14 protein-coding genes are annotated in these 16975 nt (G+C 70.2%); 4 read left to right on the forward strand and 10 right to left on the reverse strand.

Features of this window, described 5'->3' with window-relative positions; all coding sequences use genetic code 11:
* Window positions 1–7: 7 nt before the first annotated feature.
* Window positions 8–430 (reverse strand): VOC family protein, encoded by a 423-nt coding sequence (locus tag ACFVBH_RS00280; protein ID WP_354989050.1) that lies wholly within the window; start codon window positions 428–430, stop codon window positions 8–10.
* Between the two features lie 94 nt (window positions 431–524).
* Between ACFVBH_RS00280 and ACFVBH_RS00285 the strand changes: the two genes are divergently transcribed.
* Both ACFVBH_RS00285 and thrS read left to right on the forward strand, forming a co-directional pair.
* A complete protein-coding gene (locus ACFVBH_RS00285) occupies window positions 525–1538 on the forward strand; it encodes a helix-turn-helix transcriptional regulator (RefSeq protein ID WP_378998390.1) in 1014 nt (337 codons plus the stop codon).
* 425 nt (window positions 1539–1963) lie between these two features.
* Window positions 1964–3175 (forward strand): threonine--tRNA ligase, encoded by a 1212-nt coding sequence (thrS, locus tag ACFVBH_RS00290; RefSeq protein WP_378998392.1) that lies wholly within the window; start codon window positions 1964–1966, stop codon window positions 3173–3175.
* Between the two features lie 147 nt (window positions 3176–3322).
* Here the strand turns inward: thrS and ACFVBH_RS00295 are convergent, their stop codons facing one another.
* The 3 genes from ACFVBH_RS00295 to ACFVBH_RS00305 form a co-directional block, all read right to left on the reverse strand.
* Entirely contained in the window at window positions 3323–3967 is a 645-nt protein-coding gene (locus tag ACFVBH_RS00295) for a hypothetical protein (protein WP_378998394.1), read from the reverse strand.
* 119 nt (window positions 3968–4086) lie between these two features.
* Window positions 4087–5601, reverse strand: a complete 1515-nt coding sequence (locus ACFVBH_RS00300; RefSeq protein ID WP_354989046.1) for an alpha/beta hydrolase — start codon at window positions 5599–5601, stop codon at window positions 4087–4089.
* 248 nt (window positions 5602–5849) lie between these two features.
* The gene (locus tag ACFVBH_RS00305; RefSeq protein ID WP_378998396.1) at window positions 5850–7121 is read right to left on the reverse strand and encodes a serine hydrolase domain-containing protein; all 1272 of its coding nucleotides are present in this window, start codon (window positions 7119–7121) and stop codon (window positions 5850–5852) included.
* Between the two features lie 188 nt (window positions 7122–7309).
* On the opposite strand from ACFVBH_RS00305, the gene ACFVBH_RS00310 reads away from it, so the two are divergent.
* On the forward strand, window positions 7310–8518 hold the full coding sequence (locus tag ACFVBH_RS00310; RefSeq protein WP_378998398.1) for a lipase family protein: 1209 nt from the start codon (window positions 7310–7312) through the stop codon (window positions 8516–8518).
* Between the two features lie 58 nt (window positions 8519–8576).
* On the opposite strand, the gene ACFVBH_RS00315 is transcribed toward ACFVBH_RS00310, so the two are convergent.
* The 5 genes from ACFVBH_RS00315 to ACFVBH_RS00335 all read right to left on the reverse strand — a co-directional run bounded on the left by ACFVBH_RS00315 (window position 8577) and on the right by ACFVBH_RS00335 (window position 14951).
* Complete coding sequence (locus tag ACFVBH_RS00315; protein ID WP_378998400.1) at window positions 8577–9746, reverse strand: Cmx/CmrA family chloramphenicol efflux MFS transporter; 1170 nt, start codon at window positions 9744–9746, stop codon at window positions 8577–8579.
* Between the two features lie 561 nt (window positions 9747–10307).
* Window positions 10308–11651, reverse strand: a complete 1344-nt coding sequence (locus ACFVBH_RS00320) for an alpha/beta hydrolase (RefSeq protein ID WP_378998402.1) — start codon at window positions 11649–11651, stop codon at window positions 10308–10310.
* 44 nt (window positions 11652–11695) lie between these two features.
* The gene (locus tag ACFVBH_RS00325) at window positions 11696–12958 is read right to left on the reverse strand and encodes an MFS transporter (RefSeq protein ID WP_378998404.1); all 1263 of its coding nucleotides are present in this window, start codon (window positions 12956–12958) and stop codon (window positions 11696–11698) included.
* Window positions 12959–12987: 29 nt separating this feature from the next.
* Window positions 12988–13938, reverse strand: a complete 951-nt coding sequence (locus tag ACFVBH_RS00330) for an alpha/beta hydrolase (protein WP_378998406.1) — start codon at window positions 13936–13938, stop codon at window positions 12988–12990.
* A gap of 11 nt (window positions 13939–13949) precedes the next feature.
* Window positions 13950–14951: an alpha/beta hydrolase gene (locus ACFVBH_RS00335; RefSeq protein ID WP_378998408.1), complete on the reverse strand. Its 1002-nt coding sequence runs from the start codon at window positions 14949–14951 to the stop codon at window positions 13950–13952.
* A 104-nt stretch (window positions 14952–15055) separates the two neighbouring features.
* Here ACFVBH_RS00335 and ACFVBH_RS00340 point away from each other — a divergent pair, with 104 nt between their 5' ends.
* Window positions 15056–16054, forward strand: coding sequence for a LacI family DNA-binding transcriptional regulator (locus ACFVBH_RS00340; RefSeq protein WP_378998410.1), 999 nt, complete (start codon window positions 15056–15058; stop codon window positions 16052–16054).
* 45 nt (window positions 16055–16099) lie between these two features.
* On the opposite strand, the gene ACFVBH_RS00345 is transcribed toward ACFVBH_RS00340, so the two are convergent.
* Window positions 16100–16852 (reverse strand): AAA family ATPase, encoded by a 753-nt coding sequence (locus ACFVBH_RS00345; protein ID WP_378998412.1) that lies wholly within the window; start codon window positions 16850–16852, stop codon window positions 16100–16102.
* Window positions 16853–16975: the final 123 nt, after the last annotated feature.

Here is a 16975-nt window from a genome sequence, read left to right on the forward strand (position 1 = left end):
CCGAGGTTCACCCGTGGTATTCGACCGCCACGTCCAGCACCCAGGTGACCCCGAAGCGGTCACGCAGCATCCCGTAGGCGGGCGCCCAGCCCGACGGGGCCAGCGGGGCGAGGACCGTGGCGCGCTCGGACAGGCCCTTCCAGTACTCGGTGATCTCCTCGACGGTCTCCCCCCGCACCGAGACGAACACCGGATTCACACCGGCGTCGTACGGGGTCGCCTCGGGTACGTCATAGGCCATGACGTGGAAGCCGTTGTCCGAGAGCACCTGTCCCCACATGATCTGGTCGGCCGCGGATTCGGTGGTCACCGCGTTCGCGTCGCGGTAGGTGATGACCGTGAGGTCGCCGCCGAACACCGAGCGGTAGAACTCCAGGGCCGCCCGGGCCTCGCCGCGGAAGTTCAGGTGCGTGGTGGTCTGAATGGTCATGATCGACTCCTTGCTCTCGTATCGGCTGGTCCGAAACCACCCTCTCGAGAGAAGAGGCCAGGATGTGTCCGCTACTCGAGGCAGTATGAAAAACATGCCGAAGACTTCCGGACGCCTGCTGGCCCTGCTCTCGCTGTTGCAGGCCCGGCGCGACTGGCCCGGCGCGCTGCTGGCCGAGCGGCTCGACATCAGTCCGCGCACCGTGCGCCGCGATATCGACCGGCTCCGCGAACTCGGATATCCCATCGCGACGGCGAAGGGTCCGGACGGCGGTTATCGCCTGGAAGCGGGCGCGGAGTTGCCGCCCCTGCTGTTCGACGACGAGCAGGCGGTCGCCGTGGCCGTGGCGCTGCGGACCGCGACCCTGGGCGGCGCGGATATCTCCGAAGCGGCCCTGCGCGCGTTGCAGACCGTCCGGCAGGTGATGCCCGCACGCCTGCGCGCCCGGATGGACGCCCTGCGCTTCGCGACCGTCGAACGCCCGGGCGGCGATCCGCGCGATCGGGTGAGCTCCGATGTCCTGCTCGCCCTCAGCGCGGCGGTGCGCGCCCGCGAGGTGCTGCGCTTCGACTACGCGTCCGAATCGGCCGGGCCGCAACCCGATTCCCCGCCCCGCCGCGTGGAACCCCACCACCTCGTGGTCCGCGCCGGCCGCTGGTATCTGCTGGCCTGGGACCTGGACCGCGCCGACTGGCGCACCTTCCGCGCCGACCGCATGACCCCGCGCATCCCCACCGGCCCCCGCTTCACCCCGCGCGACCTCCCCGCCGCCGACCCCGCCACCTTCGTGAACGCGAAATTCCGCGGCTCCCCCGACGCCACCGCCCCGGCCTGGCCCTGCACCGGCGAAGCGATCCTCGACCTCCCCCTGTCCGCCATCACCCCCTTCCTCCACGACGGCACCGCCGAGCCCGTCACCCCCACCCGCACCCGCGTGACCCTGGGCTCCTGGTCCTGGCCCGCCCTGGCCGCGTCTCTCGGCAGGTTCGACACCGCCATCGAGGTCATCGACCCCCCGGCCCTCCGAACGGCTTTCGCGGACCTCGCCCGCCGCTATGCTGCCGCGGCACAGGAGAATCCGCCCGCCCCGGGCAAGCTCAGGAGCTGAACACCGGAGCGGGATCCGGTGCGGCCTGCTCCGCATGCACCTCGGTCAGGGCCTGCGCCCGCAACGCCCCCGGATCCCACCTCTCCTGCCAGGGCCCGACCACCCCGCCTCCGAGTCCCGTCGCCGCGCTCGAGTCACCAGCACCGCGTAGGCCCCGGCGGTGACCACGATCGGCGATATCGCCGCCCCCGAACGGCCATCACGCTGGCCATCCCCGGACGCTATCGATCGATATTCGGACCGGTGCCCACGGAAATCGGTTGCCGGGCGGGCGTTTGCGAGATACCTTCGCCGACATGCAGCGCGTACTCGTCACCACGACGCCGGAGCACCCGGCGCGCTGATGCATCTCTGATCAAGCCCCGGGCGGACGCCCGGGGCTTTTCTCGTGTCGTCATCCGCCCGCGAACGGAAGGACGACCATCGTGTACGACCATCGGAAACTGGGCCGGGAGCTCGGCCTCTTCGACACCGACCCGCTCATCGGGGCGGGACTGCCGTACTGGCTCCCGGATGGCGCGATCGTGCGGCAGAGCCTCGAGGACTACATCCGGGCCGTCGAACGGCGGGCCGGATATCAGCACGTGTACTCCCCCGTTCTCGGGAAGCGCGAACTCTACGAGATATCCGGGCACCTGGCGCATTACGCCGACGACATGTATCCGCCGATGGACATCGGCGACGAGCAGGTCGTGTTGCGCCCGAGCCTGTGCCCGCATCACGCGCTGATGTACCGCTCCCGGTCCCACAGCTACCGCGAATTGCCCTTGCGGATGGCCGAACTCGGCGTGATGTACCGCTCGGAGCTGTCGGGCGTGCTCGGCGGGCTGACCCGGGTGCGCTGTATCCATCTCAACGACGCGCACATCTTCTGCACCCTCGACCAGGTCGCCGACGAGGCAGCCGCCGCGCTCGCGCTGATCGCCGCCGCCTACCGCGACATGGGAATCGCCGACGCGCGCTATCGACTCTCCCTGCCGGGTGCCGGTGGCAAATACGTTGCCGCGCCGGAGATGTGGCTGCGGGCGACCGAGATTCTGCGACAGGTGCTCGACCGGGCCGAGGTGCCCTACGACGCGGTCGAGGGCGAGGCCGCGTTCTACGGCCCGAAGATCGACATCCAGGTCACCGATCACGCCGGGCGGGAGTCGACCCTGTCCACCGTGCAGGTCGACTTCCATCAGCCCGAGCGGTTCGGCCTGCACTACGTCGGCGCGGACGGTGACCGCCACCGGCCGGTCATGGTGCACCGCAGCATCATCGGCAGTGTGGAGCGCGCGGTGGCGCACCTGATCGAACAGCACGGCGGCGCCTTCCCGGCGTGGCTCGCCCCGGTGCAGGTCGTAGTGCTGCCGGTGTCCGAAGCCCAGGACTCGGCCGCCGCCGCACTTCGCGACCACTGCCTGCGCGCCGAACTGCGGGTGCGGGTGGTGAGCGACGGCAGCCTGGCGGGCCGGGTGCGCGAAACCCGGCTCGCGCCCTATCAATTCATCCTCGGCGCGCAGGAGGCCGCCGCCGGCGAGGTGTCGATCCGGCTGCGAGACGGGCGGCGGCTACCCGCGCTGAGCGCCGTCGACGCTGTCGCCCGTGTCGCCGCACAGGTGAAGGCACGCGACACTCGCCTGTGGTCCGACTGACAGACCATCGGCGACGACCACGCCACGGGCGCCGGGCTCCCACACGAGCTGGGTCACCGCTATCCGAACCGCTCGTCACCGGGCGGTTCGGGCCATGGTCCGCGCCCCGGCCTTCGTGGCGTCGGCCGAACCTCTCGAACCGGACCGTCAGCCGAAAGAGATCAGTGTGTTGTTCGCGACCGAGACCCGCGCGCTCTCGAAGAGCGTCAGCCACACTTCGCGTTCGCGAGCGAAGGGATCGTCGTCTTCCGTCCGGGCCATTGTCGCCGCCACCTCGTCGGTGAGCACGCCGTCCCGCAGTTCGATGCCGAGATAGGGCGCGAGGTAGGTCAATTCGCGCAGCAGCGCCACCGACGACCCGAGGATGCCGCCGGGCAGCGCGATATCGGCGGCCTCCGCGGCCAGCACATGGTCGAAATCGATGGGAACGTAGCAGCCTTCGGCATCGGAATGGCTGATGAGATGGCAGTCGAACATGTACAGCAGATCGTCGACCAGCTCGTCCTCGGTGGGATTCTCGCCGGCGGCGACGGGCGTCAGCGGCTCGGAGGGGTTGGTGTACGCGTGCGCGTAGGCCCGGCGCAGGTAGTGCAGAAAGCTGTACGGAAAGCTGCCCATATGCTCGCGCCGGGTCGCCGCACCCCGTGTTTCCGGTTCCTCGTGCGCGGGCAGGTCGTTCTCGGCCAGTACCCGATTGATCGCGGCGAGGTCCCGCCGCAGATCCTCGGCGTACTCGAGGTCCCCCTCCGACAGCGCGAAAGCGTAGGAATGAACTGATATCGCTAGACCCATGGGGCGAGAGCGTACGGCGGCCCGGCGACAGTCGCACCCATGTCGTTTCGCCCACCCGGCGCCGGACCGTTGCGGCATCCGTCCGGACGCCGCCGTCGCCGTGGCCGGGTGGCCCGCCGCTACCGCGGGAAGTAGCTCGGATCCGCCGCGCAGGTGATGTCCTCGGCGGGCAGGACGCCGTCGGCGAGATAGGTGTTGACCGCGTCGGTGACACACGGGCTCAGGCCCACCCGAAACGCGCCGTGAATCCTGGTGTCCGCCAGCGTCACCAGTCGTGACCCGGTCAAACGGCGGTGCAGCGCAACACCTTCCTCGTACACGGTGCGGGTGTCATGGGTCGAGGCCAGAATGAGCGCGGGATGGGCGTTGCCGATCTCGGTGGGCGGCTCGACCGGATCCGGCCAGTACGCGCACGCGCTGATGTTGTTCGCGAACGCCCCGAATATCGGCTGGGTGGCGCGGGTGCGCTCGATGTTGGCCAGGTACCAGGCGGGATCGCGGGGAGCGGCGCGGTCCCCGCACAGCACCGCCGCCAGGCTCGCGGCCTCGAGCGGCACCGCGGCGGTGACCTTGGCCTTGAGATCGTCCAGATCGATCGGCTTGCCCTCGGCGCCGTCGGAGATCATGCGCACCACCGTGGCCAGGCGCGCGTTGAACTGCGGATTGGACAGCAGCGCGAACACCATGAGCGGCACGGTGTGCTCGTCGACCAGGAAGCTGGTGTTGAACACCGGATGCGCTCCGGCCCGGCGAATCGTGTCGGCGACGAAGGCCCGCACCGCGGGGGCGGTCGCACCGAACCGGTATTCGTCGTCATGCCCGGCCGCCCACGCGGCCCAGTCGTCGAGCGCGTATTCGTTGGCGGGTCCCATGTGCTGGTAGTGCCCGATCCAGATCATGTCCGGATCCACGGCGCTGTCCAGCACGACCCGGTCCACCCGGTCCGGGAACATCTGCGTGTACACCGATCCGAGGTAGGTCCCGTAGGACGCACCGAAGTAGCTGAACTTCTGCTCGCCGAACGCGCTGCGCACGATATCCATGTCGCGAGCGGTGTTGCGGGTGTTGATGTTCCGGATCTTGTCCGGATCGGGCGCGACGCACGCGGTGGCCAAGGCGCTGGCGAGGGCGGTGTCGCGCGCGTACCCGAACAGGTCGAATCCGGCCGAGAACAGGATGCTGGGCACCGGCAGCGCGCAGCCGACCTTGTCCGAGCGCCCGATGCCCCGGGGGTCCATCCCGATCAGGTCGTACCGCGCTCGCACCTCGGCCGAGAAATTCTGCTGCGTGGTCACCATGTATCGCAGGCCGGTGCCGCCCGGCCCGCCCGGATTGGACATGAGGATGCCGCGCCGCTGCCCGGGGTCGGTCGCCGCGATCCGCGAGAGCGCCAGCGTCAGCGTGCGCCCGTCGGGCTTGCTGTAGTCCAGCGGCACAACCACATTCGCACACTGCGCCCCGGCCTGGTCCAGCTGCGCGTCGTCACACCCCCGCCACCGCAGTTCCTGCCCGTAGTACCGTTCCAGCCCCGGTGCGGCCTCGGGCCCCGTCGCGCTCGCGGCCGGCGCCGCCGCTACCGCTCCCGCGGCCAGCAGCGACACACTCAGCACGACTCGAATCCACCCGGCGGGCATCTGTTCTCCTCACAGTCCTGTTCCGAGTGCGAACCCTACTGTGAGCGAGCCCGCCGGACGCCCTGATCACCCACGAAGTCGTCCGCGACATCCCGGCCCGGCTGCGTGTTCGTCCTCGACCGCCCCGATAACTCGGGGCACGAGTGCCCGGTGAGCGGGTCGGTTCGGCCCTCGTCGTGCCGGACCCCGGGGCGCGAAGCGATGCGCCGAACGGGGTTCCTCGTGTCGCCGTGGCGAACCGCCCCTGCCTAACGCGTCGTGGGCGCGGGCTCCGACGACCCGCTCGGGCCCGGCGAGGGACGCGCCGGATCGTGGCCACCGACCGCGTTCGCGCCGTAGAACGTCGGCAGGATGCCCTTGACCAGAACGAGCGCCGAGCCTTCCCCGGCAGGCACCGCCGCCAGATTCGTGGCGATCACGATGGTGCGATCGGCGTCGGGGTCGTGACCCATGAACGTCATGAAGCCCGGAATCTGCCCGTCGTGGCCGAGCAGGTGTTCGCCGAACCGGACGATGCCCAAGCCGTAGCCCGCGACACCGGGATTGGCGGGGTCGATCGGCTCGATGCTGTCGAGACGGGTCTGCTGCATGCGCGCGTCGAGCAGTCCGCCGTCGGCGAGCGCTTTCACATAGGTGGCCATGTCGTCGACGGTGCCGATCGCCGCGCCCGCGGTCCACGCCCAGGACGGGCTCGCGACGGTCTGATCGGTGGGCAGCAGCGTTCCGGCGACGGCGGCCGCCTGCTGATCCGGCGGCAGCGCGTAGGTGTCGATGGTCGAGACATTGGTGCCGAAGGCATAGCCCCGCGGGTGCGGATCCGGGATCGCGTCGTCGTTCGCGGCCGGGAAACTGGTGTTCCGCAGGTTCAGCGGTTCGAAGATGCGGGTTCGGAAACTCTCCGCCACAGCGGTTTTCGTCACCTGCTCGATGACCAGCCCGAGCAGGATGGTGTTGGTGTTGGAGTATTCGAAGCGCGCGCCGGGCTCGAAATTGGCCGGGTGCGCGAAGGCGATGTCCAGCAGTTGCCGCGGCGTCCAGACCCGGCGCGGGTCCGCGTCCAGTGCGGCGTTGAAGTCCGGATCGAAGGTGTAGCTGTACAGCCCGCTGCGCATCTCGGCCAATTGGGCGAGGGTGATCCGATCGCCGCCGGGCACGTCGGGCACGTATTTCGCGATCGGATCGTCCAGTGCGAGTTTGCCCTCCTGCGCCAGTTGCAGGAGCACGGTCACGGTCATCGTCTTGGTATTGCTGCCGATGCGATAGTGATCGTCCACGGTGATCGGGTCGTTCTCGCCGATCGTCCCGGTACCGAACGTGGCGGTCCAATCGCCGTCCGACGGTGATCGGATCACCACCGCAGCCCCGGGAATAGCGTTGTCCCGCATCAGTTTCTCGATGATCGGCCGCAGTGTCGCCGCGTAATCGGGCTCGGCGGCCCGCTCGCTCGACGTCCCGCATCCCGTCGCGGCCGCCAGCCCCGCGGCCAGCAGCAATGCCCCCAAACTCCGCCGGTATCCCATAACGCGCTCCGTCCGGGTCCGCTGGATACGTGCTTAGCGTCCGCCCAGCCTAACTCTGAACCGACCGGTCTCTACTGACTTTGCCGGACTTCGATCCGAGCTTCGGCAATCGGCCGCGAAATCGAGAGCGAGGTGTCTAAAGTTCTTCGTAGAAGCTCTTCGATCGACCGCTAGGACTCTTCCCCTTCATGCGAAAGCTCGCCCTCTGCGCGCTGCTGGCCGCGCTGCCCCTGACCGCCTCGGCCGTCGCCGCCGCCCAGCCGCCCCCCGCGGTCCAGCCCCCGCTGCCCGCCGAGGATTCGTTCTATCGATACGACGGCGCGCTCGCGGACATCGCGCCCGGCGCCGTCCTGCGCACCCGGCAGGTGAGCGCCGCCCTGCCCGGCGCCGCGACCCAGGCGCTGTATCGCACCACCGATCAGCTGGGCCGACCGGCGGTGACCGCCGCGCTGATCGTGCGCCCGCCCGGAGCTGCCGGCGCGCCCCGCCTGGTCTCGTATCAGGCGGCATACGACGCGCTCAGCTCGCGGTGCAATCCTTCCTACGCCACGGCTTTCGGCCCGCCGGGCCTGGACCACGCGGTGCTCACCGCGGCCCTGGCGGCCGGATATTCCGTGGTGACAGCGGATTACGAAGGGACCGGCCTGCACTACGGGGCGGGGCACGAATCCGGCTACGGCACCCTCGACGGCATCCGGGCGGCCGAACAGGTCCTGGACGTCGCGCCCGGTGTCACACCCGTTGCGCTGCTGGGCTTCTCCGGCGGCGGCCTTGCGACCCAGTTCGCCGCCGAGCTCGCGGCCCGGTACGCGCCGGAGCTGCGCATCGTGGGCGCGGTGGAAGGCGGACTGCCGGTGAACTTCCTGCACACCATCGACTACATCGACGGCTCGCCCGTGTGGTCGAAGGTGTTGCCGCTGGTGCTCACCGGCATCAGCCGGGGCTTCGAAGTGGACCTCACGCCCTACCTGTCGCCGTATGGAACACAGATCATGGCGCGTGCGGCCGATCTGTGCGCCCTCGAGGCGCAGGCGCTGCCGGTCATCGAGATGCGGTCGCTCTTCGCCCCCGAATACGCCGACTACCATCGCTTCTCGCCACTGACCGACATGACCGGCGCGCTCGTCATGGGCACCGTCGGCACGCCCCGATTCCCGATGCTCATCGCCTTCGGCATCAGCGACGGCATCGGGGACGGGGTCGCCCTGGCCGAGGACCAGCGCAGCCTGGCACGCACCCTCTGTGCCGGCGGGGCGCCGGTGGAAGTTCGCGAGTACGCCGGCCTCGACCACGTTGCCGCCGGGCTGGCCGCCCTCGCCGCCGGAATGCCTTACATCGCAGACCGTTTCGCAGGTGTTCCGCCGGTGAACACCTGCGTCGCGCCGTCCGGGAACTGACGCCGAGACGTTGTCCCGGTGCGCCGGAACCGGATCGGGGACGCGTGCGTGCTCGGGATCAGCGCGGCGCCGGAACAGCTCGGGGCGCGACGACCCGCAGCAGCGGCAGCGCGATGACGAGCGCTATCGCCATCAGGAGGCCGCTCACCCACACGGGGCCGAGTTCACCCGCGCCGAGGGTCGCCGCTGCCACCGCGGGGCCACCCGCGGCGCCGATGTTGAGCGCGGCCGTCGCGTACGACCCGCCCATGGTGGGTGCGTTCTCGGCCGCGTAGAGCACGCGGGCGATCAGGGTGCTGCCGACCGCGAAGGCCAGCGCCCCCTGGACGAACACCAGACTCAGCAGCGCCGCCGGCTGCCCGGCCAGGACGCCCAGTGCGATCCAGCCGAGCAGCAGCGCCGGGCCGCCGAACGCGATCACCCTGCCGGGCCGGCGATCCGAGATGCGTCCGGCCACGGTGACACCGGCGAACGAGCCCAGGCCGAACAGCGTCAGCGCCACCGGAACCCACAGTTCGCCCAGCCCGGCCGTGCCGGTGACGATCGGGGCCAGGAACGTGAACGTGGCGAAGGTCGCGGCATTGACCAGCGCGCCGAGGACGATGACCAGTAGCAGTCCGGGCCGGGCCAACTCGCGGATCTCGTCGCGCAGGGACGGTGCGGTCGCGTTGTCCGCGGCTCCCGCATCGGCGGGGATTCCCCGGACGATGCCGTACGCGGCGGGCACGCAGAGCAGCGCGATCGCCCAGAACGTAGCTCGGTAGCCGAGCAACGCCCCGAGCAGCGCGCCACCCGGGGCCCCGGCGACGGTGGCCAGTGTGGTGCCGGACAGTAGAACCGCCAGCGCGCGGCCCTTCCGATCGGCGGCCACCAGTGCGGCGGCGGTGCTCAACGCGACGGCGAGAAATCCGGCGTTGGCCAGCGCCGCGATCACACGCGTCCCCAGCAGCACCCCGAAACTCGTCGTGAGCGCACCCACGAGATGCGCTGCGGCGAAGAGCAATACGAAGAACAGCAGTGTCGTCCGGGCGCGGGCACGGCGTGCGAGCGCGGCCATCAGCGGCGCGCCCACAACCATGCCGACGGCGAAAGCCGACGTGAGCAGCCCCGCCGCACCGATCGACACGTCGAGTGTCGCGGCGATGTCGGGCACCAGCCCCGCGAGCATGAATTCGGAAGTGCCCATGGCGAATACCGCCACGGCAAGCAGGTAGAGGAAAACAGGCATCGAGAACTCCGAAGTGAGAGAACGACAGGAAGACGTCTCGTCACCGCGGCCGGGACCCGAAGGTGCGCACGATCGCCCCGCGGCAAGTAGCCGCGGAACGCGATTCAAGTGCTCAGTCGTTGCGGGGGCCGGCGGCGTGACCGCGAGCCCCCATCTCATTCGCCTCGGGCGTCACCATGCCGCCCACCCTAACCCGCACCCACCGCCGTCCCTGAATCGCCCCGCGATGCTCACACGCACCCTGCCCGACGGGCGGTGAGCTATGGCTCGCCTCCCGCACCCGCGCTGACCCGGTGCGGGACAACACCGATCGGTGCGGGACGGGCAGGCCTCCGAACGAGTTGTTCGTCGTTGCGGACGGCGTTCGGCAGCGGCCGGTACCCGTAACCAGCGGTCGCCACGACCGTGGGGCGGTAGGCACGTGCCCGATACTCGGCGTACCCGCGCGCCCGGCAGGCACACGGTCGGTCACCGCGTCGAACAGCCCGCACGCGGCCGCCGAGCTCGCCGTGCGCGCGGCGGCCCAGCGTTCCACCCGCCGACGCGAGTGCACTCCCGCTCTCAGCCTTCGAACGACACCTCGGCGGTGCGCGCGCTGGCCACAGCGCCCGGCGTGTACTGCTGTTGCCGATCGGCAGGGCCCAGATCCACCGAGACCGTCACGCGGCCTTCGGCATCGGGGGTCACGAGGGACCGGATGCCGTCGACCGTGACGGTGACCGCTGCTCGCGCGGCGAACAGCGGCGGGGTCGTAACCGTGGTCGTGCCACTGCCGGTGACCCGCAGCCCGCGTGCGCTCACCTCGTGCAGATCCAGGAACTGGGCCGCCCGGGCGGGATCGGCGCGCACGTCCCAGCCCCAGACCTCGAAGGCCGGTTCGATCGAGCGGTAGTCGAAGGACTCCGGGACCGCCGCCGGGTCGGCGAACAGCTCCTCGAATCGCGTTATGGCGGCTCGCATCTCGAATTGGAACAGCGCCACACCGTGGCAACCCCAGGGCAGTTCGACCCACTCGTGTGCGATTCCCAACTCCAGCATGCGCCCGTGCGTGCTCACGCTCGGTCCGTGAATCGCCGCGCTCTCCAGCGCGCACCCGACCGAGGCTTCGACCTGTGTCTCCCCGTGCGCCGGGTCGTAAACCCCGTTGCCGGTGTAGAGCTGGAGGTCGACCCCGGCCAGGTTGCTCGCCAGATCGGCGGGATTGTGCCCGCGCCAGCGGATCTCCTGACTCGCGCGCGGGCCGTAGATGGCGTCGGGAGCCGCGCCCTGCAGCGCCGGCGCGATCGAGACCACGTTCCAGGTGTCGGGCATGTTGGTGTCGGCCGCACCGGACAGGCTTGCGGCGGCGGCGAATTCGTCGGGATGCCGCGCCGCGAGCAGCAGGGTGCCCGCGCCGCCCATGGACTCCCCCATGATCGCGCGGTGGGCGCGATCGGCGTGGGTGGCGAAGCTCGCGTCGATGAGCGGTATCAGCTGATCGATCACGAACGTCTCGTATTTCGCGCTGCCGTCGAGCCAATCGGACCAGAATCCGGCGTCACCGCGCGGGGAGACCACCAGGGAGGGGTAGTCGGCGGTGATGGTCTCCCCGTCATAGATCGCCCGGAAGGTGGCCTCGTCGTGCGCGGTTCCGGCCAGGTAGTAGGTGACCGGCCAGCGGCGCGCACCGCCCGGTTCGTAGCCGGCGGGGAACGTCACCTCCACCGGGACGGGCGCGGCGAACGCATCGGTGGCGACCGTCAGTTGCACGGTGCGCGGGGTCAGCCAGTGCTCGGCGGTGATCACCGCGGCCGCGGCAGCGGGTGCCGCCGACACCGGCGCACAGGCCACCGCGATACCCGCGCCCAGCGCGGCACTCAGCAGGGCCCGGCGGCGGCGCGGCGGGCGATCAGCGGACTCATTCATGGTTTATTCCTTGCTACGAGAAAGAGATTGCTCGGGCCGCGCGCTCAGCGCACGGACTTGATCGGCAGCACGGCGAGTCCGCCGAGGACGGCGGCGAGCACCGACCCCAGGAAGAGCGCGGTGTAGTTCGGCCCGGATCCGCCGATGGCCAGCAGCGGCGTCGCCACCACCGGCAGCAGCAGTTGGGGCAGCTGATAGGACAGCGCGATCACCGCCAGCCCGGTTCCCGCGTCCGAGGAGTCCGGCAGCAGCTCGGTCATCATCGCCACGTCGACGCAGGCGAACGCGCCCTGCCCGATCCCCACCAGGGTCACACCGACGGTGAACACGGTCAGATCGTGCGCGAACATGGTCACCAGCAGGCCGAACGCGGTGCACAGCGCCGAGGAGTACACGATCGGCTTGCGCCGGCCGGTGCGGTCGGACAGCCAGCTGAACAGCACGCTGGTGACCACGCTCGCCGCGAACATCGCGCCGATCACCGCGCCCTGGGCCCGGGTCGCCTCGGCCTCGGAGAGCCCGAGCCGATCGGTGAGCAGATACAGCAGGTAGGTCGCCACAGAAACCAGGGCGAGCGTGACCAGTAGGCGGCACACCCACGCCCACGCGAAGTCCCGGTGTCGCACCGGGTTGATCCAGTAGCTGCCCAGCAGACTCCGCCGGCTCAGCGCCACCGGTTCGGTGCGCACGATGTCGCGCAACACCGCGAACATCGCGACGTTGGCGGCCAGCGCGAACGCGGCGGGCACGCCGAACCAGTACGCGGGATCGCCCGGCAGCGCCCCCACCAGCCAACTGCCCACTGCGGGAGCCAGTCCGGTGCTCATACCGAACGCCGCGGCCACCCGCGCCCGGATGGTCGACGGAATCTGTTCGGCCAGTAGCGCGTTCAGCGCCATGGTGGTCGCGCCGAACCCGGCCTGCGCGATGGCCCAGCCGAGCAGAATCGCGGGAACACCGGGCGCGAAGGCCAGCACGAGCATGCCGAGCGTACTGACCACCGCGCCGCCGAGGATGAAGGGCCGTCGCATCCCCGCCCGCGCGGTGCTGACGTCGCTGATCCGCCCGAGCGGCGCCGAGACCACCATGATCACGATGCCGCCGGCGGCCACCGTCAGCGACAGCAGCTGGGACTTGTGCTCGGGAGCCAGGGCGGCCAAACGCAGCGGGATGCTGACGAACCCGGCCGACAGCGCGGCCAGGGCCGCGCCGAGATACGCCAGCACCAGCGTCGGCAGGAACAGCGGGGATTGCTTCCTGCCCGGGAAGGCGACGCTGGTCGCCGCGGTCAGGTCGGTGTCGGACATCATTGTCTTCCGTTGTGCGAGCGGGTGATTCAGTCGTGCAGGGTGCGCAGCGCCGCGACGATGGCCTGGCCCGCCGAGCGGGCGGTGAGCGAGGCCCGCTCGAACAGTCCGCCGTTGTGCGGCAGGCCGATCAGCTGCAGCGCCGACACCGGGATTCCGGCGTTCGCGAGGGCGGCGGCGTAGCGCTCGCCGTCGCCGCGGATCGGATCGCATTCGGCGGTGACGATGTAGGCCGGGGGTAGGCCGGTGAAATCCGTTGCCCGCAGCGGGGATACGTACGGGTCGCGACGGTCGGCGCCCTCCGGCAGATACCACCGCAGCAGCCGGGCCAGGTCCGCGATCAGCTCCGCGGTGACCTCGCCGAGATCGCGTTCGCCCGGGTCGTCGGTCAGATCCAGGAAGGGCACCTCGAGAATCTGCAGCGCCAGCGGGTACCCGCCGCGGTCGCGATTGAGCAGGGTCAGCGCGGCTGCGAGATTCCCGCCCGAGGACTGTCCCGACACCCCGATCCGCGTCGCGTCGGCCCCGAGCGCGCTCGCCTCGCGCACCACCCACTCTAGTGCCGCGTACCCCTGTTCCAGGGCGGTGGGATAGGGATGCTCGGGGGCGAGGGCGTACGAGACCGCCGCGACGATCACCCCGGCTTCGGCGGCGCGCCGGGCACATTGGGCCGCCACGCCTGCATGATGCAGCCCGCCCTGGCTGAAGCCGCCGCCGTAGAAGAACAGGCAGACCGGCAGCGCCGAACCGCTGGCGGGTTCCCGCGGGTAGAACAGCCGGACCGGCACATCCGGGTAGCCCGGCACGGGCACGACATGGTCGTGGATGGGCACCCGCGGTCCGGGCAGGCCGAGCGCCGGGAACACCGCCTCCTCGAATTCGTAGGCGCGCGTGCGCTGTTTCACCGGGTCATCGGTGGGTTCGGGCAGCGGGACACCGAGTTCGGTCAGTGCGCGAACGAGATTGGCGTCGAGGGGCATGGTGGCTCCGATCAGGAATGGGTCGATGCGGGCTGGATCGCGCGGCTGCGCAGGAACTCGACGGCTAGGTCCTGCCAGGCGCGCGCGGTCGGGGAGGTGAGCGTCAGCGTCCCGCTGCCGTGCAGATGACCGGGTGCGCGCCAGTGCCGCACGGGCACCCCGGCCGCGGCCAGCGCCGCCGCGTACGCCTCCCCGCTGTCGCGCAGGGGGTCGAGTTCGGCGGTGATCACCAGGGCGGGTGCGAGATTCGACAGGTCGGCCACCTCGGCGGGCGCCGCCGGGCCGACCGGCGAGTGATCCGCGCCGAGGTACGCCGCCCGCAGTGCGGTGAAATCCCCGCCCAGATCGTTCAGTTCGGCGTAGGCGAGGAAGGATTCGTCCCGCTCGATGTGCAGGTCCGTGGCCGGTACCTCGAGGATCTGATGGTCCAGCGGCACGCCCAGGTCGCGGGCGTGCACCGCGACCATGGCGGCGAGATTGCCGCCCGCCGAGATGCCCCCGACGCCGATCCGGTCGGTCTCGAAGCCGAATTCGGCCGCGTTCGCGCGCAGCCAGTGCAGAACGTCCAGGCAGTCCTCGAGGGCGGCGGGGAACTTGTGCTCGGGCGCGAGCCGGTAGTCGACATCGAAGAAGTCCACGCCCGCGGCCAGGGCGCGGGTCCGGCACACCCGGTTGTTGATGTCCTCGTCCACGCTGCCGAGCACGAACCCGCCCCCGTGGAAGATCAGGTGCGCCATGCGCGGTCGCGCCGTCGGCGGCCGGTAGTGGACCACGGTGATCTGCCCGGCCCGGGTGGGCACGCGGTGACGGGTGACCTCGCACGCGGCGGGGCCCGGCGCGGTGAACCGGGCCGCGAGGATGTCCGAGATCTCGCGGGCGACCGTGCGCCGGCCGATCCAGTCGTCCGGCGGCGGCTGCGGCAGTGAGCTCCTGGTCGCGTACACCGTCGCGAGCCAGTCCGACACGGCGGGCTCGCAGCCCGCGGCGCGGGCGCGTGCCAGGTAATCTGACATCGAGTCCTCCATCGAAGTGCTTCTACGAAGGACTTTAAAGTGTGATCGGCGCAATAGTCAACGGTCGTACCGGCCGCACGTCGACGATGGATTAGGGTGAGAACGTGGGGAATTCGAGCGTGACGATCTACCAGGTAGCCCAGGCGGCCGGTGTCAGCATCTCCACGGTGTCCCTCGCGCTCAACCACCCCGACCGTGTCAGTTCCGCCACCCGCGACCGCATCATCGGCATCGCCGGCGAACTCGGTTACCGCCCGGGCGCAACGGCTTCCGAGCGTGCTAAGCGCCGCACCGGCCGGATCGCGGTACTCGCGCCCTTCAGCAGCTACGAGACCTACCGCACCCGCCTGATCGGGATTCTCGAGACCTTCGGCCCCGACGACGTCGAGGTCGTGGTGCTGGACAGCCCGTCGGCCGCCGAAGCGAGTTCGCCGCTGCTCGAGACGCTGCCCGTGCGCGGGGACGTCGACGGGCTGCTGATCATGGGCGTGCCGCTCGGTGAGCAGGGCGCGGACCGGCTGCGGCGCTGGGGGCCGCCCACCGTACTGGTGGACTCGGTGCACCCCGCGTTCAGCACCGTCGCCTTCAACGACGAGCACGCCGGATATCTGATCGCCGCCCACCTGCGCGATCATGGCCACGAACGCCTGGGCTATCTGCACGAACCCCAGCGCTCGACGGACTACGTCTCCCCCGGCCAACTCCGCCGGCGCGGTTTCATCCGCGCGTTGGGCGGCGACGCGCACGCGGTCGAGGAACTGACGTTGCCGCACAACACTTTCGACGCCGCGCGCGCACTCGCCGCCGAGGTGGCGAGCCGATCGGACCGCCCGACCGCCGTGGTCGCCCATCACGACGTCCTGGCCGCGGGCTTCCTCGCCGGCCTGCGCGACGCCGGACTCCGGGCCCCCGCCGATATCGCCGTGGCTGGCTTCGACGACGGCCCACTGGCCGAAGCGCTCGACCTCACCACCATCCGCCAGCATTTCGCCGACTCCGGCCGGCGCGCCGCAGAACTGCTGCGCTCGCTGATCCGGAGTGAGAACCAGACGGCGTCCAACACCCTGCTGACCCCGGAGCTGATCATCCGCAAGACCACCTGATCGCCGAAAAGCCAAGCACCCGAACGGATCGGGCGCCGGCGCGCCTCAGTCCAGCAGCTCGTCGAGATACTTGCCGGGATTCTCCAGAAACGTCCGCGTCACCCGGTAGTGCTCGGTGTCCTCGTATTCCACTCGCTCGAACCCGTCCTCGCCGATCTGATAGATCCAGGCGTCGGGATAGGCCATCAGGATCGGCGAATGCGTGGCGATCAGGAACTGCGAGCGCGCCCGCACCAGCTCGTGCATCCGCGCGATCATCGCCAGCTGCCGGCTCGGGGACAACGCCGCCTCCGGCTCGTCCAGCACGTAGAGTCCGTCCCCGCCGAAGCGATGCAGCATGAGCGAGAAGAACGATTCGCCGTGGGACTGCTCGTGCAGGGAGACCCCGCCGTAGGAATCGATCAGCGGCGGCGCGCTCGCGGGCTCCCGATCCATGTCCTCGATATTGGTGGCGACGTTGAAGAAGCTCTCCGCCCGCAGGAAGAACCCGTCCCGCGGCTTGTGCACGGCCTTCACCAGCCGCAGGTATTCGTGCAATTCCGAATGTGATCCCCGCGTGGAGAAATTGAAGTTCCGCGTGCCGCCCTCCGGGTTGAACCCCCAGGCCGTCGCGATCGCCTCGAGCAGTGTCGACTTCCCGCTGCCGTTCTCCCCCACCAGAAACGTCACCCGGGGGTGCAGCTCCAGCTCGACCAGACAGCGCACCACCGGCAGCGCGAACGGATACGCCTCGAACGAGGGCACTCCGTCGCGATCGAGCACCGCCCGCCGCACGTACCCGCCGCTCACCGATCCCATGCCCGAATCATGCCCCGCCCGCACCTCATCGCCCGTATCGGGGCCGGTCACGCCGAGCATTCGCGGGCTTTGCCACCGCGTCGACCCCGTCCGAATTGGTTAGTTAGCAACTAACAACTATAT

The organism is Nocardia sp. NPDC057668, assembly GCF_042799795.1.
Lineage (GTDB): Bacteria > Actinomycetota > Actinomycetes > Mycobacteriales > Mycobacteriaceae > Nocardia.